The sequence below is a fragment of the Streptomyces sp. AP-93 genome, from assembly GCF_022808175.1.
Classification (GTDB): Bacteria; Actinomycetota; Actinomycetes; order Streptomycetales; family Streptomycetaceae; genus Streptomyces.
This window is the reverse complement of sequence record NZ_JALGBX010000017.1, coordinates 24,524-48,324: the sequence shown is the minus strand read 5'-3', so window position 1 is coordinate 48,324 and position 23,801 is coordinate 24,524. Positions and strand designations below refer to the sequence as shown.

Genomic DNA, 23,801 nt, shown 5'->3' with positions numbered 1-23,801 from the left:
CCTACTTCATGACTCGCCCGCTGCTCCTCCTCGACGTGGACGGCCCCCTCAATCCGTTCCGGTCCCGCCTCGCAGGTCTCCGCGGATACACCAGTCACCGGATGCGTCCGAGCATCTGGCTGTCCTACCGCGCACCGGAATCCCGCAGCACCAGGCGCGGTCTGCGGGTGCGCCTGCACCCGGCCCACGGCGCCCGGCTGCTGGCCCTGCCCTACGAACTCGCCTGGGCCACCGCCTGGACGCACGAGGCCAACACGCTGATCTCCCCGCACATCGGACTACCCGCTGATCTTCCTGTCATCGAATGGCCGGAACCCTTCACCCGCGACCCCGACGGCCTCTTCTGGAAGACCCGCCCGCTCGTGGAATGGGCGGCCGGCCGCCCCTTCGCCTGGGTCGACGACTTGATCACGCCCCGGGACCGCGCCTGGGTCGCCGCCCACCACCCGGCCCCGGCCCTGCTCCTGCGCATCCACCCCCGCCACGGCCTGCGCCCCCAGGACTTCGCCACCCTCCACCGCTGGGCGGCAGGGCTCAGCCCAGCAGGGCCATGACCGGATCCGCGGAGGGGCGGCGGCTCGTGGGCCACCAGTCGTCGTCGCCCAGGCGGTTCTCGTACGAGTACCAGAGGCCGTCCCGGCCGAGCCGGAGCTGGCGGTAGGAGCCGGTGAGCCGGTTGCGGTCGGGCCGGAACGAGCCCTGGACGGCGGCGAGAAGGGCAGGGCGGGCCCGGTCGAAGGGGCCCGCCGGCGGGTCCCACGGCTCTTCGAGGGCGAGCAGGGCGGGCAGACCGCCCTGCCTCCAGGCGGCCGCCCCCCGCGCCAGGTCGGTCGTGCTGCGTCCCGTGGCGTGGGCCAGCTCCCGGTAGAGGGCGCGGGCGGCGCCGGTGAGCCCGGCCGTGGGGTGGGCCGAGGCCAGCCGGACGGCGTCCTGCCAGCGGCTCAGCCCGGCCATCGGATCCTCGGCGGTGCGCAGCAGAGCCAGGGCGCGGGCGGCCGCGTCCCCGGCGAGCTGGTCCAGGGCGAGCGGGTCCGGTGCCGCCGGGTCGGCCGGGTACGCGGGCGGCAGCCCGACGGCGGAGGGCGCCGCCAGGGGAGCGGGCAGCGGCGGCAGGACGGTACGGGCGAGCGCTCCACGGGCCGGTACGCCGGGGAAGTCCGGTGTCCCGTCGGGCTGTTCGCGCGCGGCCTGGGCGGCGTTGCGGCGGGTGAGCTCCTCCAGCAGCTCCCGCTCGCCGCGGCCGCGCAGCAGGAGCAGGACGAAGGGGTCGGAGTCCAGGAGCCGGGCCGCGCGGTAGCACAGGGCGGCGGCGTGCTTGCAGGGCGGGCGGGCGACGTCGGGGCAGGAGCAGCGCGGCACGAGCTCTCCCGCACCGGGCAGCACCGACTCGGCGAGGGACTCCGGGACCTCCCGCTCCAGCAGCGCGGCGAGCGCCGTCGGATCGGCCACCACAGATTCCAGCAGCTCGCTCCACTCGGTGTCCGAGAAGGCGGGCAGGGACAGCTCGGTGCGGTACGGCCGCGGCCGGCTGCCCCGTACGTAGGCCACGATCCGGCCAGGCGTGATGGTGACGGCGTCGACGTGGCCCTCGGCGGCGTACGTCCGCCCCCGGGTCAGGCGGGCTCCGTCACCGGCCACCGCCTCCAGCGCGGACACCCAGGCCCGGCCCCACCAGCTGACGGCCTCCACCCCCGGCGGCACGGTCTCGAAGGTGCGGCGGCGGTCGTCGCGCGCGGTGATCATACGGGCCTGCGCAGGGAGACCAGGTCGGCCAGCTCGCGGTCGGTGAGCTCGGTCAGCGCCGTCTCGCCGGAGCCGAGGACGGCATCGGCCAGCGCCCGCTTCGCCTCCAGCATTTCGGCGATCCGGTCCTCGACAGTGCCTTCGGCGATGATGCGGTGGACCTGGACGGGCTGGGTCTGGCCGATCCGGTAGGCGCGGTCGGTGGCCTGTTCCTCGACGGCCGGGTTCCACCAGCGGTCGTAGTGGATGACGTGGCCGGCGCGGGTGAGGTTGAGGCCGGTACCGGCCGCCTTGAGGGAGAGCAGGAACACGGGCACCTCGCCCGCCTGGAAGCGGTCCACGAGCTCCTCGCGGCGCGGAACGGGCGTGCCCCCGTGCAGCAGTTGGTGGGAGATCCCGCGCGCCGTCAGGTGACGCTCGATGAGCCGGGCCATCGTCACGTACTGCGTGAAGACCAGGACCGAGCCGCCCTCGGCCAGGATCGTGTCGAGCAGCTCGTCGAGGAGGGCCAGCTTCCCGGAGCGGTGCGCGATGCGTGGCTCCGCCTCCTTCAAGCTGTGCTCTTTCAAGCTGTGCTCTTTCAAATACTGGGCGGGGTGGTTGCAGATCTGCTTGAGCGAGGCCAGCAGTTTCATGATCATGCCGCGCCGCTCGATGCCCTCGCTCGCGCCGATCACGGCCATCGCCTCGTCGACCGCGGCCTGGTAGAGGGAGGCCTGCTCGCGGGTCAGGGACACGGGGTGGTCGGTCTCCGTCTTCGGCGGCAGCTCGGGCGCGATACCGGGATCGGACTTCTTGCGCCGCAGCAGGAAGGGCCGGACCAGCGCGGCCAGTCGGGCGACCGCCGCCTCGTTGCCCCCGTCCTCCTCCGTCTGGTGCTCCACGGGCCGGGCGTGCCGGGCCCGGAACGCGGTGAGCGGGCCGAGCAGTCCGGGCGTGGTCCAGTCGAGGAGCGCCCACAGCTCCGAGAGGTTGTTCTCCACCGGGGTGCCGGTCAGCGCGACCCGGGCCGGCGCCGGGATCGTGCGCAGCGCCTTCGCGGTCGCCGAGTGCGGGTTCTTGACGTGCTGGGCCTCGTCCGCGACGACCATGCCCCAGGGCTGTTCGGCCAGCCGGGCCGCTCCCGCGCGCATGGTTCCGTAGGTGGTGAGGACGAATCCCCCGGCGGGCTGGTCGGCCAGCCCTTCGAGGCTGCGGCCGGCGCCGTGGAAGCGGCGCACCGGCGTGCCGGGGGCGAACCTCTCGATCTCCCGCTGCCAGTTGCCCAGCAGCGAGGCCGGGCAGACCACCAGCGTCGGCTCGGGACGGTCGCGGTGCAGGTGGAGCGCGATCAGGGTGACGGTCTTGCCCAGGCCCATGTCGTCGGCGAGGCAGCCGCCGAGTCCGAGCGAGGTCATCAGGTCCAGCCAGGCGAGCCCGCGGGCCTGGTAGTCGCGCAGGGTGGCCTTGAGCCCGGCCGGCTGGGGCAGCGGCGCCAGCTCCCCGGTCAGCCGGTCCCGCAGGGCGGCCAGCGCCCCCACGGGCACCGCGGCCACGGGCTCCCCCTCGACCTCGGCCGTCCCCGTCAGTACGGCGGCCAGCGCGTCCACCGGGTCCAGCAGACCAAGCTCCCGCTTGCGCGCCTTGCGCACCAGCTCCGGATCGACCCGCACCCACTGGTCGCGCAGCCGCACCACGGGCCGGTGGGCCTGCGCGAGCGCGTCCATCTCCCCCGGGGTGAGCCGGTCCCCGCCGAGCGCCAGCTCCCAGGAGAAGGCGAAGAGGTGCTCGGCGTCGAAGAAGGCGGTGCCGTCGGTGGCGGAACCGGGCGCGGTGGACCGTACGACCGCGGTCGCGGACAGCGTACGAGCCAGCTCGCGCGGCCAGTGGACCAGGACTCCGGCCTCCGCCAGCCGGGTCGCGGCCCGGCCGAGCAGGTCTTCGAGCTCGGGGTCCGAGAGGGCCAGCACATCGGGGACCTGCTGGTCCAGCAGCCGCAGCAGCGGCGGCCAGACCCGGGCCGCCCGGCGCAGCGCGAGGACGGCGTCGATCCGGGCGCGGGGTCCGAAGCCGGCTGCGGCGGCGCCCGCCCAGAGCATCGCCGCGTCCGTGACCAGGGTCGGGTCGGCGAGGCTGTGCACCTGGACGACGGCGGCCCCGGCGCGGCGCACGTCCTGCGCCGGTTCCGTACTGGTCTCGGCCTCGTCGAAGAGGCGGAAGGAGGACAGGTCGAGGCGGAGCGAGATCCCGACTCCGGTGTCCGCGCCCGAGGCGACCTGCGCGGCCCAGTCCCGTATCCCCGGGACCTGCTGCGGCTCGCGGGCGGCGAACGGCCGGCCCGCGGCGAAGGGCGCCGCGGGGGTCCGGGGCAGGCTGTCGGCGACGGCGTCGAGGAACGCCCTGACCAGCGCCTCCGGTTCGGGCAGGTGGAGCGGGCGGCGTCCGGCGAGCGGGGTGGCGTACCCCTCGTGGGGCAGGGCGGCGGCGACCGCGCGCAGATGCCCGATGTCCTCGGCGTCCAGCGGCCCGGCCCGCCAGGCGTCGACACCCCCGGGGGTCACCCCCGGCAGCAGCCGGCCCCGCGCGACGAGCGACAGCGCCTGGACGGCGGCGGTCCCCCAGGCGCGGGTCGCGGGATGCGTGGCGGGCCTGCGGACCGCGCGGACGAGCACGGGCAGTGCGGCGGTGACCGTCAGCGTGACGGCGGGCACCGTGCGGGTACGGATGCCCTCGCCATGGGGACGGACCACCTGGAGCGTGTCCGGGGTGCCTTCGGCGGGCAGGGCGTCCCCGTCGGGGGCCCAGAACGCGATGCGGCTCTCGCGGGGCACGGCGGCGGGGAGGAACACGGCGGCGTGCCGCGGCAGGGCGGAAGCCGCCCCCGGCACGGACGGCTGCGCCGGTGCGTGCCGCGTCGTCGGCGTGGCCATCGCGTCCCCCCTCTCGCGCTCTGCGCGGTCTCCTTCATCACCTTCGCGGTCAGACGGATCCCGTCTGCCGTCGAGTCTAGGCGGGAGCACTGACAACGCCGCTGAGCTGCACGTTCCCCGAAGATCCGGAACTCCGCGAACCCGACGGCCCATACCCCGCCGACCCACCGCTCCGGCGGCCGTCCGATCCGGCAGCCCGAGGCCCAGCGGCCCTGAGTCTCGGGGGCCAGGGGGCCTGGGGGCCTGGGGCTCGGGGGCCTGGGGGCCCAAGGGCCCAGCAGCCCAGCAGCCCAGCAGCCCAGCAGCCCAGCAGCCCAACGGTCCGGTAGCCCGGCGGCCCGCGGTCCGGCGGCCGGGCGATCCGGCAGCCCGAGGCCCGGCGGCCCTGGGGCGCGGGGGCCCGGGGACCGAGGACCGGGGACCCGGGGACCCGGGGACCCGGGGACCCGAGGACCCGAGGACCCGAGGGCCCAGCAGCCCAACGGTCCGGTAAGCCCGGCGGCCCGCGGTCCGGCGGCCGGGCGGTCCGGCGATCCGGCAGCCCGAGGCCCAGCGGCCCTGAGGCTCGGGGCCGGGGGCCCGGCGACCCGGGAGCCCAGCGGCTCGGCAGCTCGGCAGCCCGGGGGTTCAGCGGTCCCAGCGTCCCCGCTCGTGGGCGTACCCGTAGACCGGACGGTCCGAGGAGACGGCGGAGATGCGCCAGGGTCGGCCGTCCTCGTCCAGGCGGAGGGTGCCGGAGCCGGTGGGGCCGCTCCAGCGGAGGTCCAGGTACCAGTCGCAGTCGCATCCGGTGCTGCTCGCCACCACCCGCAGGACGGCCGGTTCGGTGGCCGAGACCCGGAGCGGGAAGGCGGGTGCCGCGATCTCCTCCCCCTCGTTGTTGCCGGCCACCGGCCGGGCGAGTGGGCGCGGTGCGTCCAGGTTGACCGCGAACCCGGCCGGGGTGAGCCCTCCGCCGCAGCCCTGCGACATCTCGTAGACGTTCCACGGCAGCGGGGACCGCCGCCCGGCCACCCGTACCTCCAAGTCCTCCAGGACCACCGCGTCCGGCCCCGTGCCCAGCAGGGTGACCTCGACGATCTGCGTCCCCGCGTGGACGGCTCCGCGCCCCGCCGCCCACGCGGGCGCGTCCGCCTCCAGCGGGGGCGGGGGCACCGCCGAGGGCGCCGGCTCGGCGAGGTACGCGTGGTCGCAGGCCGCCGCCCACACGTGCGACCGTACGGCCGCGCGCAGGGGCGGGGAGGCCGGCGAGGGGCCGCCCGTCGCCGCGGGCCCGGTCGGCGATCCCGTCGCGCCCGTGGAACCGCCCGTGGAACCGCTCGTGGAACCGCTCGTGGAACCGCTCGTGGAGGCGCCCGGCGCCGGGCCCGTCGGCGTCGCCGCGGGCGCGGTCCCTTCGGGAGCGGTCGCCGACCTCGTCGGCCCGGCCGTCCCCGCAACCCCGGCCGTACCCGTGGCCGCCACCGGCGCCGTCGGTCCGGCCTGGGGTGCTGCCCGGTGGCCCTGACCCGTCTGCGGAAGCCATCCGACACCCACCGCGAGGGCCACGACCGCGGCCGCCACCGCCCCGGCCAGCAGCAGCCGGCGCCCGGACCGGCGCGGCTGCGGCGCCGCCGCAACACCGGGATCCGGGGCCGCCGCCTCCGGGTCGGCTTCCGGGTCCGCCCGGTCCCCCTCACCCACGGGTGACGCGTCCACCACCGAGACCGCCCGCCGCCGCGCGTCCGCCAGCAGCCAGGCCCGGTGCAGTTCCACCGCCTCCGCCGGCGTCGCCCCGCAGGCCCGCGCGAAGCGGTCCACCACCGCGAACTCCGCGGGCAGCGCCTCACCGCTGCAGTACCGGTGCAGGGTCGACGTGCTCGTGTGGAGCCCCCGCGCGAGGGCCCCGTAGCTCCGCCCGCTCCGCTCCTTCAGTTCCCTCATCGACCGCGCGAACGCCTGCGCCTCGGCCGATCTCCCCGTCCCGGAGTTCCGTTCCATGCCAAGGATGTTCCCGCAGCTGACGGTGCGTACGGCCGTTCCATCGTCCCGAGTTCGTCCCGAACCGTCGGCATGGGCCCGATCCGGGGTACAGCCTTCTCCAGACACACCGCCGCACCGTCACGAACCACACGGGGAGAACCGACCATGTTCCGACGCACCGCCCGATCCACCCGATCCGCCCGGACCGCCCGGACCGCCCGGACCACCGCCGTTCTCGCGGCCACCGCGGCCGCCGCCACCGCCCTCGTCCTCGCCGCCTCCACCACCTCCACGGCCGCCGTCACCGCGCCCGGGTTCCTGGCCGGCACCGATCTGCCCCCGCACCCCGGCTCCGCCTGGTACGCCGGGAAGGTCACCAAGGGGCTGCCCGAGTTCCCGCCGTTCTGCGCGGACGGCGTGCTCCCCGCCACCGGGAGCTGGTACCGCGACTTCGGCACCGAGTTCGACACGAACGCGGTACAGGTGTCCGTACGTACGTCCTCCAGCGCCGCGGCCATGAAGCTCAAGGCGGCCCTGGAGCGCAAGGTGGCGGCCTGCGCCGCCGACTGGCTGCGGACCATGCCCGGCGGTACCGCCTCCTGGCAGGACTACGGGAAGCTCAGCGTCGAGGAAGGCGCGCACGTCTACGGGGTGCACACCTCCATGCCGGAATCCGAGCCCGGCGTCCACCTGTTCGGCATCGGGCGCGACGGCTCCACGGTGACGTTCGTGAGGTGGGGGCAGATGGGGTACCTGCACGAGGCGCCCCTCCCGGCCTTCAAGAAGACGACCGTCAGGGCCGTGAACAAGCTCAACCCCTGACGCGCGACGCGCCACGCCCCCGGTGGGACCATGGAAGGGACAGGGGAGCCGGGGTGGGCGACGACGCCGAGGCGGCGATGGCCATGCGCAGCGGAAACGAGCCGGTGACCGCCCGCAGCGCGCTGCGGCTGCGCTTCTGGCTGAGCCTGTGGGGCCTGATCTGGTCCGGTGCCGGGGCGGCGGCGTTCTCGCTCGCCGCCCGGCCCGGGTGGGCGGCGGCCTGCGCCGCCGTCGCCGTACTCGCGGCCGTGGACCTGGCCGTGGTGCTCCGCCGCATCCACCAGGGCCCGCACTACCAGCCGGGCCGCGACATCCCTCCGTACGAGCCCCCGGGTCGCTAGGCAGCCGTCGTCTCTTTCGGATCGAGCCCGGCCCGGAGCCCTGCCCGGAGCACCGCCCGGAGCCCTGCCGGGCTACTTCTCGAAGCGGGCCGCCGCCAGGTAGTCCGGCTGGGGGTCCAGGGCGGCCGCGAGGCGGAAGTGCTTGCGGGCCTGGTCCGGCCGGCCGGCGCGCTCGTGGGTGCGGGCCAGCGCGAAGTGGGCGAACGCGTTGTCCGGCTCCCGCTCCAGCACGATCTCGAACTCCAGCTCCGCCGGCCGCAATTGGGCGGCGGCGAAGAAGGCCCGGGCGCGCAGCAGCCGGGCCGCCGTGTTCTCCGGGTGGGCGGCTATGACCGAGTCGAGCAGCTTCACCGCACCGCGCGGGTCGCGCGCGGCGAGGAGCTGCTCCGCTGCCCGGTAGTCGATGACGTGCGTCTCGGGCGAGGCGGACCGAGGGGGCGGCGGGAGCTGCGGCGTGGTGTCGGACACGGTCTGTTCCTTCCCTCTACAGCCGCGTTCAACGCCCCGCGCACCGCCCGCTATTCCGTCAGCCGAGCCGGTCCTCGAGTTGGGCGTACAGCTCGGCGACGGCGGCGTCGTCGGCCGGGGAGACGGGGAAGAGGTTGCGGAAGGTGTGGATCAGTCCGTCGTAGATACGGGCGAAGACGTCCACGTCGGCGTCGGTGAGGGCTCCGGCGTAGGCATGGCCCTCGTCGCGCAGGGAGTCGTACGGGGCGGTGCCGATCACCGCGGGGGCGAGGTCGGTGGACCTCTCGGCGCGCAGCGGGGAGACCCGGAGGGAGCCGCGGACGGCGGGGTCGTCGCCCGCGTAGAGGTGTTGGAGGTCCAGGACGTCCTGGGTGCCGAGGACGTAGCCGGTGGCGTTCTCGGTGCGTGAGGGGTGGTCGCCGACGAAGTCGGTGGCGGGGTGGACCAGGAGCTGTGCGGCGAGCGGCCGGCCTTCGTCGCAGGTTGCCTCCGGCGCTGTCACCGGCCACGGCGAGGCGGTCGCGGCGGCCGCCGTAGTCGTCGATGCGGTCGGCGACGTGGTGGGCGGCGGCGGGGAAGGGGTGCTCGGGGGCCAGGCCGTAGTCGACGGCCACGACCACGGCGTGCACGTCGCGGCACATCCGCCGGGTGACGTCGTTTGTGGGTGCCGAGGCCGCCGGTGAGCCAGCCGCCGCCGTGGAGGAAGACCACCGTGGGAACGGGTCCGTCGCCTTCGGGCCGGTAGACGCGGACGGGGATCCGCCCGGCGGGTCCGGGCACGACCGTGTCCTGCACCGAGCCGACCTCGATCGGGTCCGGGAGCGCGAGGCCTGCGCCCATCCGGCGGTTCAGCTCGCGCAGCACCTCGGGATCGGTGTCGATGACCCGGGGGGGCCGGGTGGGCGTTGACCTGGTCGAGCACGGCTGCGATGGGCGGGTCAACGGGCATGCGCGGCACCCTTCGTCGGCGGGACGTGCCCAGAACGCTCGGGAGCGGCGGTTCGGCTCCGTGCCTCGCGTCGTGCGGTCACGCCGCGGATGCCGCCACCGCGGGCCGGCCGGCGAGTAGCGGCCGCCCTGCCCTCCCGGGTCGGAAACGGAACCCGCCCGGCACTTTCCCCGGGCGCCGAGTCCCGCGCAAGTCCTGAGGGCGGGCCAAGGGACACCCCTCACCGGCATGCGCGACGGGCTACGTGCCACCGGCCACGGGCTACGGGCTACGGGCTACGGGCCACCGGCTATCGGCTACCGGCCACGTGCCACCGGCCAGGGGCTACGGCCACGTGCCACCGGCTACGGGCACGGGCTACGAGCCACCGGCCACGGGCCACGGGCCACCGGCCAGGGGCTACCGGCCACGTGCCACCGGCCAGGGGCGACGGCCACGGGCCAGGGGCTACGTGCCACCGGCTACGGGCTACCGGCCACGTGCCACCGGCCAGGGGCGACGGCCACGGGCCAGGGGCTACGTGCCACCGGCTACGGGCTACCGGCCACGTGCCACCGGCCAGGGGCGACGGCCACGGGCTACGGGGACCAGGCACCACGGGCCACCCCGCACAGGTCACGGTCACCCGTCACCCGTCACCCGTCACCCGTCACGATCAGCCTCACGCAGCACCCGTCATGCCCCGCCGCCCGCCGCCCGCGCCGTGAGTTCCTCCCACACCTTGCGCACCTGCGGCTCCAGCGCCTCCAGCGGCCCGTCGTTGTCGATCACGAGCGTGGCTACGGCCAGCCGCTGTTCGCGCGTGGCCTGCGCGGCCATCCGGGCCCGGGCCTCCGACTCCTCCATGCCCCGCAGCCCCGTGAGCCGGGCGAGCTGGGTGGCGGGCGCCGCGTCCACGACGACGACCAGGTCGTACAGCGGGGCGAGCCCGTTCTCCGCGAGCAGCGGTACGTCGTGCACCACGATCGCGTCGGGCCCCGCGGCTGCTTCCAGCTCCGCCGACCGGGCCCCGACCAGCGGGTGCACGATCCCGTTGAGGATCCGCAGCTTCGCCGGGTCGGCGAACACGATCGACCCCAGCTTCGGCCGGTCCAGCCCGCCCTGCGGATTCAGTACGGACTCCCCGAAGGCCTCCACCACCGCCGCGAGCCCGGACGTACCCGGCTCCACGACCTCCCGCGCGATCCGGTCGGCGTCCACGACGACCGCCCCGTACCCCGCCAGCAGCCGCGAGACCTCGCTCTTGCCGGCGCCGATTCCGCCTGTCAGGCCAACTTTCAACATGCCCGGCAGACTAGCCCCCGCGTCCTGGGCCCCGTACAGACCCCCGGCCCGAGCCTTCCTCGGCCTCGGCGTCAGTCTCGGCGTCGGCCCTCGGCGTCAGTCTCTGCGCCAGCCTCAACCTCAGCCTTCGCCCTCGCGCTCCGCCAGGAACCGCTCGAACTCGAGGCCGATCTCGTCCGCCGACGGAATCTCCGCGGGCTCCGCGATCATGTTGCCCCGGGTCTCGGCCCCGGCCGCCGCGTCGTACTGGTGCTCCAGCCCCTGCACCAGGCTGACCAGCTCCTCGTCGCCCTCCCGGATCTGCCGGTCGATCTCCGTCTGCGTGCGGTGTGCCTCGGTGCGCAGCGCGTGCGCGACCGACGGCAGGACCAGCCCCGTCGCGGCGGTGATCGCCTCCAGGGCGGTCAGCGCGGCGTCGGGATACGGGGAGCGCGCCACGTAGTGCGGTACGTGGGCGGCGACGCCCAGCACGTCGTGCCCGGCCTGACCGAGGCGGAACTCGACCAGCGACTCGGCGCTGCCGGGGACCTGGGCCTCGTCGAAGGGGCTGCGGTGTCCCGGCATGAGGTCGGTCCGGTTGCCGTGCGGGGTGATCCCGACGGGGCGGGTGTGCGGGACGCCCATGGGGATGCCGTGGAAGTTGACGGAGAGCCGCACGCCCAGGCGCTCGACGATCTGACGGACGGCGACGCAGAAACGCTCCCACTCCACGTCCGGCTCGGGGCCGGACAGCAGCAGGAAGGGCGCGCCCGTGGCGTCCTGGACGAGGCGCACCTCGAGCAGGGGCTCCTCGAACTCCGTCCAGTGGTCGCGCTGGAAGGTCAGCAGCGGACGGCGCGCCCGGTAGTCCACCAGGCGGTCCGCGTCGAACCGGGCCACGACCTGGTGGGGCAGCGCGTCGAGCAGCCGCTCGACGATCTGCTCGCCGGTTTCACCCGCGTCTATGTACCCCTCGAAGTGGTAGAGCATGACCAGCCCGGCCGAGTCCTGGGCAAGCGCCAGGTCGGCCACCGCCAGGCCCTTGGCGTCCCATTCGTACAAACCCTGTGGATCAAGCACCGCCACCACTCCTCCTCCGCCGCGTTCTCTGGCAAGAACGTCCAAGGACTCGTGACCATTCCCCAGTTGACGGTATTCACGAGGCGGTGTTCACCGGAACGGCGGCACGGCCGCACCACGCGGAAAGGCCCGCCCCCCTGAGGGGACGGGCCTTCCGGTGAAGATCAGCTCAGCTCACGCCGTGCTGCTGCGATCAGCTCTGGCCGCCGGCCAGCTTCTCGCGGAGCGCGGCGAGGGCCTCGTCGGACGCCAGGGCGCCAGAGGTCTCGTCCGCACCCTCGGAGGAGTACGAACCACCCGAGATGCCCGCACCGGCGCTGCTGCTGCTGCCCGCGGCCGGAGCGGCCGCACCCTCGGCAGCGGCGGCCTCGTCGGCCTCGCGGCTCTTGATGACCTGAGCCTGGTGCTGCTCGAAGCGCGTCTGCGCCTCGGCGTACTGGCCCTCCCAGGCTTCGCGCTGCTTGTCGAAGCCCTCGAGCCAGTCGTTGGTCTCGGGGTCGAAGCCCTCGGGGTAGATGTAGTTGCCCGCGTCGTCGTACGAGGCAGCCATACCGTAGAGGGTCGGGTCGAACTCGACCGAGGCCGGGTCGGCACCGAAGGACTCGTTGGCCTGCTTCAGCGACAGCGAGATCCGGCGACGCTCGAGGTCGATGTCGATGACCTTGACGAAGATCTCGTCGTTGACCTGGACGACCTGCTCCGGGATCTCCACGTGGCGCTCGGCCAGCTCGGAGATGTGGACCAGACCCTCGATGCCCTCGTCCACGCGGACGAACGCACCGAACGGAACCAGCTTGGTGACCTTACCCGGGACGACCTGACCGATCTGGTGCGTCCGGGCGAACTGCTGCCACGGGTCTTCCTGCGTCGCCTTCAGCGACAGGGAGACGCGCTCGCGGTCCATGTCGACGTCGAGGACCTCGACGGTGACTTCCTGGCCGACCTCGACAACCTCGGACGGGTGGTCGATGTGCTTCCAGGACAGCTCGGAGACGTGGACGAGACCGTCGACGCCACCCAGGTCCACGAAGGCACCGAAGTTGACGATCGAGGAAACGACGCCGGAGCGGACCTGACCCTTCTGCAGGGTGGTGAGGAACGTCTGGCGAACCTCGGACTGGGTCTGCTCGAGCCAGGCACGGCGGGACAGGACCACGTTGTTGCGGTTCTTGTCCAGCTCGATGATCTTCGCCTCGAGCTCCTTGCCCACGTAGGGCTGGAGGTCGCGGACGCGACGCATCTCGACGAGGGAGGCCGGCAGGAAGCCACGGAGGCCGATGTCGAGGATGAGACCACCCTTGACGACCTCGATGACGGTACCGGTGACGATGCCGTCTTCTTCCTTGATCTTCTCGATCGTGCCCCAGGCGCGCTCGTACTGCGCACGCTTCTTGGACAGGATCAGACGGCCTTCCTTGTCCTCCTTCTGGAGAACAAGGGCCTCGATCTCGTCGCCGACCTTGACGACCTCGTTCGGGTCGACATCGTGCTTGATCGAGAGCTCGCGGCTCGGGATGACGCCCTCGGTCTTGTAACCGATGTCGAGGAGGACCTCGTCACGGTCGACCTTCACGATGACGCCGTCGACGATGTCGCCGTCGTTGAAGTACTTGATCGTCTCGTCGATCGCGGCGAGGAACGCTGCCTCGTCACCGATGTCGTTGACCGCAACCTGCGGGGTGGTGGCGGTGGTCTCGGTGCTGCTCGTCATGTGGGTAAGGGCTCCGGTTACGGACAGAAAGTCGTAGGTACTGCTACGCCGGGAGCCCTTATCGGCATCTGCCGAAGAAGCCGGACAGCCAAGGAAGCCCCAGTTCCGCGAAGTGCGGGGTGGGGGCCTCGAAAACCGAGGGGTCATCAACAGATACAAGCGCAGCCTGCTAGGTCTGAGGAGCACAGGCTCGCAGCGCAACTTGTAGCATACGGGGGTAGCCGGACAGGGTCAATGCGCGAAGGCACACACCCCGGGCGGATCACCGCACAACCGGCACAATTAGTGGGCAGGCAGGCGCCGATGGCCCTTCCCGCCCGCTTTCCGCAGACATTCGCAGACTACGACGACGGGCCCCATGAACCAAGAGGACTACGCCCCCGAAGAGGCGTACGAAGCCGGATCGGCCGCCGAAGACGATTCCGAGGCCACCCGGCGTGACGCGGGGGACGCGGAGAGCAGCCGGGCGAGCCGGGGCTGGTGGGACCGCAACGCCGACGAGTACCAGAGCGAGCACGGCGCCTTCCTCGGCGACGACCGCTTCGTCTGGGGACCCGAGGGCCTGGACGAGGCGGAAGCGGCCCTCCTCGGGCCCGCCGCCGCCCTCAAGGGCAAGGACGTCCTGGAGATCGGCGCCGGCGCCGCCCAGTGCTCGCGCTGGCTGGCCGCCCAGGGCGCCCGCCCCGTCGCCCTGGACCTCTCCCACCGCCAGCTCCAGCACGCCCTGCGGATCGGCGATGACGTCCCGCTGGTCGAGGCCGACGCCGGGCGCCTGCCCTTCCGCGACGGCTCCTTCGACCTCGCCTGCTCCGCCTACGGCGCCGTCCCCTTCGTCGCCGACCCCGTGAACGTCATGCGCGAGGTGCGCCGCGTCCTGCGCCCCGGCGGCCGCTGGGTCTTCTCCGTCACCCACCCGATCCGCTGGGCCTTCCCCGACGAACCCGGTCCCGAGGGGCTCTCCGTCGCCGCCTCCTACTTCGACCGCACCCCGTACGTCGAACAGGACGAGCAGGGCCGCGCCGTGTACGTGGAGCACCACCGCACCCTCGGCGACCGGGTACGGGACGTGGTCGCGGGCGGCTTCCGCCTCGTCGACCTGGTCGAGCCGGAGTGGCCCGCCTGGAACAGCCAGGAGTGGGGCGGCTGGTCCCCGCTGCGCGGCAACCTCATCCCCGGTACGGCGATCTTCGTGTGCGAGCGGGACTGAGCCGGTGACGGGACAGCGCGTGATCCGTACGGCCGACCTCGACGCCCTTCCCGTACGGGAAGCCCTGCCCGCGCTCGTCTCGGCGCTGGACGCCCACGGCGCCGCCGTGCTGTGCGCCCCGCCCGGCACCGGCAAGACCACGCTGGTGCCGCTGGTGCTCGCGGGGCTGGTGGGGGGCGGCCCGCGCCGCCGGGTCGTGGTCGCCGAACCCCGCCGGATCGCCGCCCGCGCGGCCGCCCGGCGGATGGCGTGGCTGCTCGGCGAGCAGGTCGGCGCGTCCGTGGGCTTCACGGTGCGCGGGGAGCGGGTGGTGGGGCCGTCCACCGTGGTCGAGGTGGTCACCACCGGGGTGCTGCTCCAGCGGCTCCAGCGCGACCAGGAGCTGTCCGGGGCCGATCTGGTGATCCTGGACGAGTGCCACGAGCGGCACCTCGACGCCGACACGGTCGCCGCCTTCCTCCTGGACGTACGGGAGACCCTGCGCCCGGAGCTGCGGCTCCTCGCGGCCTCGGCGACCACCGACGCGGCCGGCTGGGCACAGGTTCTGGGACGCGGCAGCCCCGGGGGTGCGCCCGTCGTGGAGGCGGCCGGCGTCTCCTACGCGGTGGAGACCGTGTGGGCCCCGCCGGCCCGCCCGGTGCGGCCGCCGCACGGGATGCGGGTGGATCCGGCGCAGCTCACGCACGTGGCCTCGGTGGTGCGGCGGGCGCTGGCGGAACGTTCCGGCGACATCCTCTGCTTCCTGCCCGGCGTCGGTGAGATCGCCCGGGTCGCCGGGCAGCTCGGCGCGGCCGACGCGGAGGTCCTCCAGATACACGGCCGCGCCCCGGCCTCCGTCCAGGACGCGGCGCTGTCCCCCGCGCCGCACCGCCGGGTCATCCTCTCCACCGCCGTCGCGGAGTCGAGCCTGACCGTGCCCGGCGTACGGATCGTCGTGGACTCGGGGCTGGCCCGCGAACCCCGGGTCGACCACGCCCGGGGTCTGGGAGCGCTGGCCACCGTACGGGCGTCCCGTGCGGCCGGCCGCCAGCGCGCGGGCCGGGCCGGGCGCGAGGCCCCGGGCACGGTGTACCGCTGCTGGGCCGAAGCGGAGGACGGGCGGCTGCCCGCGTACCCCTCCCCCGAGATCCGGATCGCGGACCTCGCGCAGTTCGCCCTCCAGGCCGCCTGCTGGGGCGACCCGGACGCGACCGGCCTGGCCCTCCTCGATCCGCCGCCGGCCGGAGCGATGGCCGCGGCCCGGGAGGTGCTGCTCGCGGTGGGCGCGGTGTCCCCTGCGGGACGGCCGACCCCCCGGGGGCTGCGGATGGCCCGGCTGGGCCTGCACCCGCGCCTCGCCCGGGCGCTGCTCGACGGCTCCGCCGCGCTGGGGCCCCGGCGGGCGGCGGAACTGGTGGCCCTGCTGAGCGAGGAGCCGCCGCGGGAGTACGGGGACGACCTGGCCGCGGCCTGGCGGCGCGCTCGCGCGGGCGGCGACCCGTACAGCTCCCGCTGGCGCGCGGAGGCCAGGCGCCTGGAGCGCGCGGCGGTTGAAGGCGGCCCTGCGGGGCAGTCCCCCACCCCGCCCCTTCCCGAAACCGGGGCTGCACCCCGGACCCCTTCGGGGGCTCCGCCCCCGGGCCCCCACGCCTCAACCGCCGGCGAGGCTGATTTTCAGCCCGCCCGGCGTTTGAGGGCCGGGTCCGGGCAGAGCCCGCCCGCGGCGAAGCCGCAATCCGGCACAGCGGGAAGGGGCGGGGTGGGGGAAAACCCTGTCCCCGACGATGCCGCCGCCGGGCTGGTCGCCGCGCTGGCGTTCCCCGAGCGGGTGGCCAGGGCCAAGGGTCAGGGAGCCTTCCTCATGGCCTCCGGGACCGGGGCCGAGCTCGGCGAGGGGTCCGGGCTGCGCAGCGCGCCCTGGCTGGCTGTGGCGGTCGCCGACCGGCCCCCGCACTCCGCGTCCGCCCGCGTCCGCCTCGCGGCCCTCCTCGACGAGGACACCGCCCGAGCGGCCGCCGACCACCTCTACCGCTCCGGCGAAGAGGTCCACTGGGAGGACGGAGACCTCGTCGCCCGGTCCGTCGAACGGCTCGGCGCCATTGAGCTCACCCAGCGCCCCCTGCGCGACCCCGACCGCGCACTCGTCAGGGCCGCGCTCCTCGACGGGCTCCGGACCGAGGGGCTGGGGATCCTCCGCTGGACCGCGGACGCGGAGGGGCTCCGGGCCCGGCTCGGCTTCCTGCACCGCACGCTCGGCCCGCCCTGGCCCGACGTAGCGGACGACGGGGAGCTGCTGGAGCGGGCCGACGACTGGCTGGAGCCCGAGCTGTCGCGGGCCCGCCGCCGCGGCGACCTCGCGCGGATCGATGCGGGGCAGGCGCTGAACCGGCTGCTCCCCTGGGCCACCGGGGAGGCCGCCCGGCTCGACGAGCTGGCCCCGGAGCGCATCGAGGTGCCCAGCGGATCCCGGATCCGCGTCGACTACGCCGCCGAGCACGGGCAGCCCGTCCTCGCGGTCAAGCTGCAGGAACTGTTCGGGCTGGCCGAGACCCCCCGGGTCGCCGGCGTCCCCGTACTCGTCCATCTCCTGTCGCCCGCCGGCCGGCCCGCGGCGGTCACCGCCGACCTGGCTTCCTTCTGGCAGGGCGGCTACCGCGCCGTCCGCGCCGAGCTCCGCGGCCGCTACCCCAAGCACCCGTGGCCCGAGGACCCGGCGACCGCCGAGCCCACCCGGCACACCAACGCCCGGCTCAAGCGCTGAGCGGCCCCTCCCGCTCGGGGCGCCGGCTGCGCGCCTCGAGCAGCAGGGCCAGTCCGAAGAGCGCGAGCCCGCCGGCCGCCAGCCCGATCGGGGCGTACGTGTGCAGCGCGAGGACCATGATCCGGTTCGACTTGACCAGGTCGACGGTGTAGTCGCTGTAGTCCTCGCGGATCTTCACGTGCCCGGCGAAGACGGTGAGCTTCCCGTCGGGCGCGCTGCCCGCGATGCTCCCGCCGCGCATCTCCTGCTGGATCTCCTGCTCGGCGTTGACGGGAGCCCCGGTCACCGGGTCGACCCAGAACATCGCCTTGGTCGTGTACCAGAGGCTGGTTCCGGTGGTCTGCTCGAACGTCGCCGGGTCGATGGCCTCGATCGGCATCTTCTTCGGGAGCCCGACCTTCGTCCACGGCACGGTCTGCTCGAAGTAGTAGACGTCCATGCCCTTGAACTTGCGCGGCCCGACGTAGTGGATGGGCGAGGAGGTGCGGGTCTGCGCGTCGAAGTAGAGGTAGTCGCGCGGCTCGGTGAAGAACGGCCACTTGAACTCGATGCCCTCGCGCTTGACCGGGTCCCCGTCCACGGCCTCGCCGGTGGCGTGCACCGGGTCCTGGCTGTGGGCGTCGAAGATGTAGCGCTCGGGGATCTGGGAGACCATCTTCCCGTCCGGTCCCATGATGTAGGTCAGCGTGTCCCAGACCACGACGTCCTTGCCGGCGCTGGCCTCGATCGACTTCGACGCCTCGACGTTGCCCTTGAGGGTCTGGATGATGGTGACCTTGTCGACCTTCTTGGGCTGCAGGGTGGAGTAGTCGACGAGGGTCGCGTCCTTCGCCTCCAGCACCATCTCCTGGTACTGGCTCGGCGGGATCTTCGCGAGCCTGGGGTACGCGTACCAGCGCAGCAGCGGTGCGAGGGCTGCACAGAACACGGCTACGGCTAGCAGGACGAGGCTTGCTCTGCGTCGCATGGCCGGGCCCTCCTCTACTTTCCGGGCGCGGCGGGCGCGGTGGTGAGCAGGGGCTTCGGTGAGGTCTTGCCTTCCGGCGCACCCGTCGCCGTGATGGCGAAGACGAGGAGCACCGCGAGGACGAGACCGCTGGCGGCGGCGACGAATGCGCGCATGCCGGGGCCTCCGGAATCTGATTGGTCGTCAGGGCGGTGGCACCGTAGCAATGCGGGTGACAGATGAGAACCGTTTGCGCCACTGCTCGCGCGGGGATCCGGGCCGCACGGGGGCACGCCGGGGCCCCGCACCCCTTCAGGAGGCGGGGCCGGTGCGCGTCAGGGGCGTCAGGGGGCCGGCGTGGGCGCCGGAGCGGCGGCGGACGCGGACGGTGACGGCTTCGGCGACGGCTTGGGCGACGGCTTGGCCGAAGGCGTGGGCTTCGGCGACGGGGAGGCCGAAGCCGTGGGCTTCGGAGCGGGCTCGGGCGTCGTCGAGGTGGTCGGCGTCGGGCTCGGGGTGGGGCTCGTCGTCGGCGAAGGGCTCGGCGTCGGAGTCGGGCTCGGCGTAGGCGTCGGGCTCGGCGTCGGTGTGGGGCTCGGGGTAGGTGTGGGGCTCGGCGTAGGCGTCGGCTTCGGAGTCGGTGTCGGGCTCGGCGTGGGCGTCGGGCTCGGCGTAGGCGTCGGGCTCGGCGTGGGCTTCGGGCTCGGCGTGGGCTTCGGGCTCGGAGTCGGCTTCGGCGTCGGGCTCGGCGTCGGCGAAGGCGTGGGCTTGGGCGTCGGGCTCGGGCTCGGCTTCGGGGGTGTCACCGCCGGGTCGCCACTGCCACCCGTACCGGTACCCGCACCGGCCCCACCGCCACGGCCGTCCGGGACCTCGTGCGCGCCCTTGAGGTAGTACGTGAACCACGACCGCACCGTCCGCAGGTACGCGGAGGAGTGGTTGTACGACAGCACGGCCCGGTCCAGGTCCGCGTCCACCCGCAGGTCACGCGTACCGGCGCACAGGTAGCGGCCCGCCGCGAGCGCGGCGTCGTGCACGTTGTTGGGATCCCGCCGGCCGTCCCCGTTGGCGTCCTGGCCCCACGAGGCCCACGTGGACGGGATGAACTGCATCGGCCCGATCGCACGGTCGTAGCGGGAGTCCCCGTCGAAGACCCCGCCGTCGGTGTCCGAGATGTTCGCGAAGCCGTTGCCGTCGAGGACGGGCCCCCGGATCGGCCGCAGCGTCGTACCGGAGGCGTCGACCTGGCCGCCGCGCGCCTGCCCGGACTCGACCTTGCCGATCGCCGCGAGGAGCTGCCAGCGCAGTCCGCATCCGGGGTCGTTCCTGCCGACCGCCTGCTCCGCACCCCGGTACGCGGCGAGCACGGTCGCCGGTATGCCCTGCGCGCCCTCGGCCCCGCCCATGGCCACGGGCTCGCCCCGCGCCCCCGGATCCGCGGCGGCCGGCACCACGGGCGGCGGCGCCGCCCCGTCCTCGGGCAGCAGCACGGCCGGCGGCTCGGGGCTCACCAGCGGCGGCAGCGCGGTGTAGTAGGAGCCGTCCCCCGCGGAGCCGTCGGGCACGGGCGCGGGCCCCGCAGCCGCGGACGCGTCCGCGCCGGCCGCGACCGGCCCCTGCGAGGCGGTCAGCACGGCGGCCACGAGAGCGGAGACGAACACGGCGGCCCCGCCCTTGCGCACCACCCGGCCGAGCCGGGTCGACATCCCCGCGGCCGCGCGTGCCGGTATCCGAATCCGAGCCGTCATGAGCCGGACCCCCCTCCCCCTAGACGTCCGCGTGACCCTACGTCAACTCGCTGAACAGGGCACGCATCGTGGGCGGGAATTCACGATTTCCTCATTTCCTCAACAGTTCCGCAGGCCACCGATACTGGAGGCACCCGATCGCACCGGACCGCACCGGTCGATGAGCCGAGCCCCCGAGACAAGGTCCCATGCCGTTCACTCTCAGCCACGCGGCCGCCGTGCTTCCGGCCCTCCGCAGGTCCGGTCGCGCCCGCGGCCCCCTCGTCGGATCGGCCCTGGTCCTCGGGTCGTTCGCTCCGGACACCTTCTACTTCGCCGACACGGTGGTCTCGGGCCTGGGGCCGTACAGCACCTTCACGCACTCCCTGCCCGGCATCCTGACCACCGACGCGGTCCTGACCGCCGTCCTCTCGGCGTGCTGGCTGCTGCTGCGCGAGCCGCTGATCGCACTCCTGCCCCGCGGGCGGCAGGGCAGGGTGCACGCCTTCGTCCGGGGCGAGGAGTGGCGCGGGCGCCGACTGCCCGCGCTGGCCCTCTGGTTCTACCTCTCGGCGGTCATCGGCTCCCTCACGCACGTGGTGTGGGACGCCTTCACGCACGTCGACCGCTTCGGGACGCGCATCCTGCCGGAGCTGGGCGAGCCGCTCGCCTTCGGGCTGCCCCTCTACTCGTACCTGCAGTACGGGACTTCGGCGCTCGCGGCCTGCTTCCTGGTCTGGTTCACGGCGACCGCGCTGCGCCGGCTGCCGGACTCGCCGGCCCCCGCGTCCGTCCCGGTGCTCGGCCGGGCCGAGGTGTGGGGCGCGCTCGCCCTGGTGCTCGTCTGCGTGACGGTCGGGGTCACCCTGCGCGTGCTGCGCTTCTTCACCTTCTTCGACCGGATCCGCAGCCCGCTCGACATCATCCCGACCGTCTGTTTCGGCGCGGGCGGCGGCCTCGCCGTGGGGCTGGTGCTGTACGGGGTCCTCGTGCGCCTGCGCCCCCGGCGGGTCCGCGACCGCACGGAGGAGGACACGAGAACGCCCGTCCCCACCGCGTAGGCGGGGACGGGCGCTGCCCGGACCACGGGCTCGGGCGGTCAGTGCGCGGCGGACTCCCAGTCGGGACCGACGCCCACGGACACGTCCAGCGGGGCCCGCAGGTCGACGGCGGCGGCCATCTCGCGCCGCACGAGCTCCTCGACCTGCTCGCGCTCTCCGGGCGCGATCTCCAGCACGATTTCGTCGTGGACCTGGAGCAGCATCCGCGATTTCAGCCCGGCCCCGGTGATCGCCTTGTCCACGCGCAGCATCGCGACCTTGACGATGTCGGCGGCGGTGCCCTGGATCGGCGCGTTCAGCGCCATCCGCTCGGCGGCCTCGCGGCGCTGGCGGTTGTCGCTGTTGAGGTCCGGGAGGTAGCGGCGGCGGCCGAAGACAGTGGCCGTGTAGCCGGTGGCGCGGGCCTCCTCGACGACGCGGCCCAGGTAGTCCCGGACTCCGCCGAAGCGCTCGAAGAAGGTCTCCATCAGGCCGCGGGCCTCACCGGGCTCGATGTTCAGCTGCTGGGCGAGGCCGAACGCGGAGAGCCCGTAGGCAAGACCGTAGGACATGGCCTTGATCTTGCGCCGCATCTCGGCGTCGACCTCGGAGCGCTCGACGCCGAACACCTGGGAGGCGACGGTGGTGTGCAGGTCCTCGCCCGACTGGAAGGCTTCGAGCAGGCCCTCGTCCTCGGAGAGGTGGGCCATGACGCGCAGCTCGATCTGGCTGTAGTCCGCGGTCATGAGGGATTCGTAGCCCTCGCCGACGACGAAGCCGCGGCGGATGGCCCGGCCCTCGTCGGTGCGCACCGGCACGTTCTGCAGGTTGGGGTCGGTGGAGGACAGCCGTCCGGTCGCGGCGACGGTCTGGCTGAAGCTGGTGTGCACCCGGCCGTCGGCGGCGATCATCTTGACCAGGCCCTCGACGGTGACGCGCAGCTTGGCCTGCTCCCGGTGGCGGAGCATGATCACGGGCAGGTCGTGGTCGGTCTGGGTGGCCAGCCAGGCGAGCGCGTCGGCGTCCGTGGTGTAGCCGGTCTTGGTCTTCTTCGTCTTCGGCAGGTCCAGCTCGCCGAAGAAGACCTCCTGGAGCTGCTTGGGCGAGCCGAGGTTGAACTCGTGGCCCACCGCCGCGTGCGCCTCCTTCACCGCCTGCTGCACGGCGCCCGCGAACTGCAGCTCCATGCCCTCCAGGTGGCTCCGGTCGACGGCGATGCCGGCCCGCTCCAGGCGGGCCAGCAGCTCGGAGGTGGGCAGCTCCATGTCGTGGAGCAGCCCGGCAGCGCCCACCTCGGGCAGCTTCACCGCGAAGGCGTCGCCGAGGTCCAGGACGGCGCGGGCCTGCGCCATCAGGGCTTCGGCCTCGGCGGTGTCGTCGGCTCCGAAGGCGAGCTGCCCGTCGGCGGCGGCGGGCGCCAGCTCCCGGTGCAGGTACTCCTGGGAGAGCACGTCCAGCGCGAAGGAGCGGCGGCCCGGCTTGACCAGGTAGGCGGCGAGCGCGGTGTCCATGGCGACCCCGGCCAGGGTCCAGCCGTGCTCGGGGAAGACCCGCATGAGGGCCTTGGCGTTGTGCACCACCTTGGGCTTTGCGGCGTCGGCGGCCCAGGCGGCGAAGGCCTGCTCGTCGGCCCCGTCCAGCGCGGACGGCTCGAACCAGGCGGCGGCTCCCCCGGCCGAGGCCAGCGCGATCTCGGAGACGTTGCCGGTGCCCAGCGCCCAGCTGTCGACGGTGGAGATGCCGAGCGGGCTGCCCGCGTGGCTCGCCAGCCACGGCGCGAGCTCCCCGGCGCCCAGGACGGAGCCGTCCAGCTCGACGGCGGCCGCGGCCGGTGCGGGGGCCTCTTCCTCCGCGGCGCCCGGGTCGACGGCGAGCAGCCGCTCGCGCAGGGAGGCGTTGCGGATCTCCAGTACGTCCAGGACACCGGTGACGGCGGTCCGGTCGTAGGGAGCGCGGGCCAGGTCGGCGGGGGTCTTGGGCAGGGCGACGTCCTTGACCATCTCGGTCAGGACCCGGTTGAGCTTCACGGCGTCCATGTGGTCGCGGAAGTTCTGCCCGGCCTTGCCCTTGACCTCCTCGGCGCGCTCCACGAGCTCCGCGAACGACCCGAACTGGGTGATCCACTTGGCTGCGGTCTTCTCGCCGACGCCCGGGATGCCGGGGAGGTTGTCGGACGGGTCGCCGCGCAGCGCCGCGAAGTCCGGGTACTGCTGGGGGGTGAGCCCGTACTTCTCCTCGACCTTCTCGGGGGTGAAGCGGGTCAGCTCGGAGACGCCCTTGGTCGGGTAGAGCACGGTGGTGTGCTCGGAGACGAGCTGGAAGGAGTCCCGGTCACCGGTGACGATCAGCACGTCGAAGCCGAGGGCCTCGGCCTGCGTGGCGAGCGTCGCGATCACGTCGTCGGCCTCGAAGCCGTCGACCGCGAAGCGCGGCACGCTCATCGCGTCGAGGAGCTCGCCGATCAGCTCCACCTGCCCCTTGAACTCGTCGGGGGTCTTGGAGCGGTTCGCCTTGTACTCGGGGAACTCCGCCGAGCGCCACGTCTTGCGGGACACGTCGAACGCCACCGCGAAGTGCGTGGGCGCCTCGTCGCGCAGCGTGTTCGCCAGCATCGACGCGAACCCGTAGATGGCGTTGGTCGGCTGCCCCGTCGCGGTGGTGAAATTCTCCGCGGGCAGCGCGAAGAACGCCCGGTACGCCAGGGAGTGCCCGTCCATGAGCATCAGGCGGGGGCGGTCCGCTGCGGTCGGCTGGTCGGTCTTCTTCGCTGAATCTGCCACGCCCCCGATCCTAGGCGCCGCCACTGACAAATCCGGACGGGCTGCGCGGCCGGTCGAGGAGGCCGGCCGGAGCGCCCCTCGCACCAGCCGCCGCGAGCGCCGTTGAAATCCGG

At 73.9% G+C, this 23,801-nt stretch carries 17 protein-coding genes and 1 pseudogene; 6 read left to right on the top strand and 12 right to left on the bottom strand.

Going from position 1 to position 23,801, the window contains the following annotated elements; translation table 11 throughout:
* Window positions 1-8 precede the first annotated feature (8 nt).
* Window positions 9-554 carry a 2-oxo-4-hydroxy-4-carboxy-5-ureidoimidazoline decarboxylase gene (locus MTF69_RS26070; RefSeq protein ID WP_243338297.1) on the top strand — a complete coding sequence of 182 codons (546 nt, stop codon included), beginning with the start codon at window positions 9-11 and terminating at the stop codon, window positions 552-554.
* Here the strand turns inward: MTF69_RS26070 and MTF69_RS26065 are convergent.
* The 3 genes from MTF69_RS26065 to MTF69_RS43025 form a co-directional block, all read right to left on the bottom strand.
* Window positions 535-1,743, bottom strand: coding sequence for an SWIM zinc finger family protein (locus MTF69_RS26065; RefSeq protein WP_243338296.1), 1,209 nt, complete (start codon window positions 1,741-1,743; stop codon window positions 535-537). The genes MTF69_RS26070 and MTF69_RS26065 overlap by 20 nt on opposite strands.
* A complete protein-coding gene (locus MTF69_RS26060) occupies window positions 1,740-4,652 on the bottom strand; it encodes a DEAD/DEAH box helicase (RefSeq protein WP_243338293.1) in 2,913 nt (970 codons plus the stop codon). Before MTF69_RS26060 ends, MTF69_RS26065 begins: the two co-directional genes overlap by 4 nt.
* A gap of 627 nt (window positions 4,653-5,279) precedes the next feature.
* Entirely contained in the window at window positions 5,280-6,632 is a 1,353-nt protein-coding gene (locus MTF69_RS43025) for a helix-turn-helix transcriptional regulator (protein ID WP_279346258.1), read from the bottom strand.
* Between the two features lie 147 nt (window positions 6,633-6,779).
* On the opposite strand from MTF69_RS43025, the gene MTF69_RS26050 reads away from it, so the two are divergent.
* Window positions 6,780-7,436 carry a hypothetical protein gene (locus tag MTF69_RS26050; RefSeq protein ID WP_243338292.1) on the top strand — a complete coding sequence of 219 codons (657 nt, stop codon included), beginning with the start codon at window positions 6,780-6,782 and terminating at the stop codon, window positions 7,434-7,436.
* Window positions 7,437-7,519: 83 nt separating this feature from the next.
* Window positions 7,520-7,777: a DUF6343 family protein gene (locus tag MTF69_RS26045; RefSeq protein ID WP_243338589.1), complete on the top strand. Its 258-nt coding sequence runs from the start codon at window positions 7,520-7,522 to the stop codon at window positions 7,775-7,777.
* 72 nt (window positions 7,778-7,849) lie between these two features.
* Here MTF69_RS26045 and MTF69_RS26040 read toward each other — a convergent pair whose 3' ends face one another.
* The 5 genes and pseudogenes from MTF69_RS26040 to rpsA all read right to left on the bottom strand — a co-directional run bounded on the left by MTF69_RS26040 (window position 7,850) and on the right by rpsA (window position 13,248).
* Window positions 7,850-8,245 carry a tetratricopeptide repeat protein gene (locus MTF69_RS26040; RefSeq protein ID WP_243338289.1) on the bottom strand — a complete coding sequence of 132 codons (396 nt, stop codon included), beginning with the start codon at window positions 8,243-8,245 and terminating at the stop codon, window positions 7,850-7,852.
* A gap of 58 nt (window positions 8,246-8,303) precedes the next feature.
* A pseudogene (locus MTF69_RS26035) lies at window positions 8,304-8,886 on the bottom strand (alpha/beta hydrolase fold domain-containing protein).
* 983 nt (window positions 8,887-9,869) lie between these two features.
* The gene (coaE, locus tag MTF69_RS26030; RefSeq protein WP_243338285.1) at window positions 9,870-10,478 is read right to left on the bottom strand and encodes a dephospho-CoA kinase; all 609 of its coding nucleotides are present in this window, start codon (window positions 10,476-10,478) and stop codon (window positions 9,870-9,872) included.
* A gap of 120 nt (window positions 10,479-10,598) precedes the next feature.
* Window positions 10,599-11,537: a PAC2 family protein gene (locus MTF69_RS26025; RefSeq protein WP_243338284.1), complete on the bottom strand. Its 939-nt coding sequence runs from the start codon at window positions 11,535-11,537 to the stop codon at window positions 10,599-10,601.
* A 193-nt stretch (window positions 11,538-11,730) separates the two neighbouring features.
* Window positions 11,731-13,248, bottom strand: a complete 1,518-nt coding sequence (gene rpsA / locus MTF69_RS26020; protein ID WP_243338283.1) for a 30S ribosomal protein S1 — start codon at window positions 13,246-13,248, stop codon at window positions 11,731-11,733.
* Window positions 13,249-13,606: 358 nt separating this feature from the next.
* Between rpsA and MTF69_RS26015 the strand changes: the two genes are divergently transcribed.
* Both MTF69_RS26015 and MTF69_RS26010 read left to right on the top strand, forming a co-directional pair.
* Entirely contained in the window at window positions 13,607-14,455 is an 849-nt protein-coding gene (locus MTF69_RS26015) for a class I SAM-dependent methyltransferase (protein ID WP_243338281.1), read from the top strand.
* A gap of 19 nt (window positions 14,456-14,474) precedes the next feature.
* Window positions 14,475-17,195, top strand: coding sequence for an ATP-dependent RNA helicase (locus MTF69_RS26010; RefSeq protein ID WP_243338587.1), 2,721 nt, complete (start codon window positions 14,475-14,477; stop codon window positions 17,193-17,195).
* On the opposite strand, the gene MTF69_RS26005 is transcribed toward MTF69_RS26010, so the two are convergent.
* The 3 genes from MTF69_RS26005 to MTF69_RS25995 form a co-directional block, all read right to left on the bottom strand.
* Window positions 17,185-18,162 (bottom strand): DUF3068 domain-containing protein, encoded by a 978-nt coding sequence (locus MTF69_RS26005; protein WP_243338280.1) that lies wholly within the window; start codon window positions 18,160-18,162, stop codon window positions 17,185-17,187. The genes MTF69_RS26010 and MTF69_RS26005 overlap by 11 nt on opposite strands.
* A 14-nt stretch (window positions 18,163-18,176) precedes the next feature.
* Window positions 18,177-18,317 carry an SPW_0924 family protein gene (locus MTF69_RS26000; RefSeq protein WP_243338278.1) on the bottom strand — a complete coding sequence of 47 codons (141 nt, stop codon included), beginning with the start codon at window positions 18,315-18,317 and terminating at the stop codon, window positions 18,177-18,179.
* 168 nt (window positions 18,318-18,485) lie between these two features.
* Window positions 18,486-19,889: a lytic transglycosylase domain-containing protein gene (locus MTF69_RS25995; RefSeq protein WP_374323824.1), complete on the bottom strand. Its 1,404-nt coding sequence runs from the start codon at window positions 19,887-19,889 to the stop codon at window positions 18,486-18,488.
* Between the two features lie 188 nt (window positions 19,890-20,077).
* Here MTF69_RS25995 and MTF69_RS25990 point away from each other — a divergent pair, with 188 nt between their 5' ends.
* Entirely contained in the window at window positions 20,078-20,929 is an 852-nt protein-coding gene (locus MTF69_RS25990; protein ID WP_243338277.1) for a DUF4184 family protein, read from the top strand.
* 38 nt (window positions 20,930-20,967) lie between these two features.
* Here the strand turns inward: MTF69_RS25990 and polA are convergent, their stop codons facing one another.
* On the bottom strand, window positions 20,968-23,631 hold the full coding sequence (polA, locus tag MTF69_RS25985; RefSeq protein WP_243338584.1) for a DNA polymerase I: 2,664 nt from the start codon (window positions 23,629-23,631) through the stop codon (window positions 20,968-20,970).
* Between the last annotated feature and the right edge of the window lie 170 nt (window positions 23,632-23,801).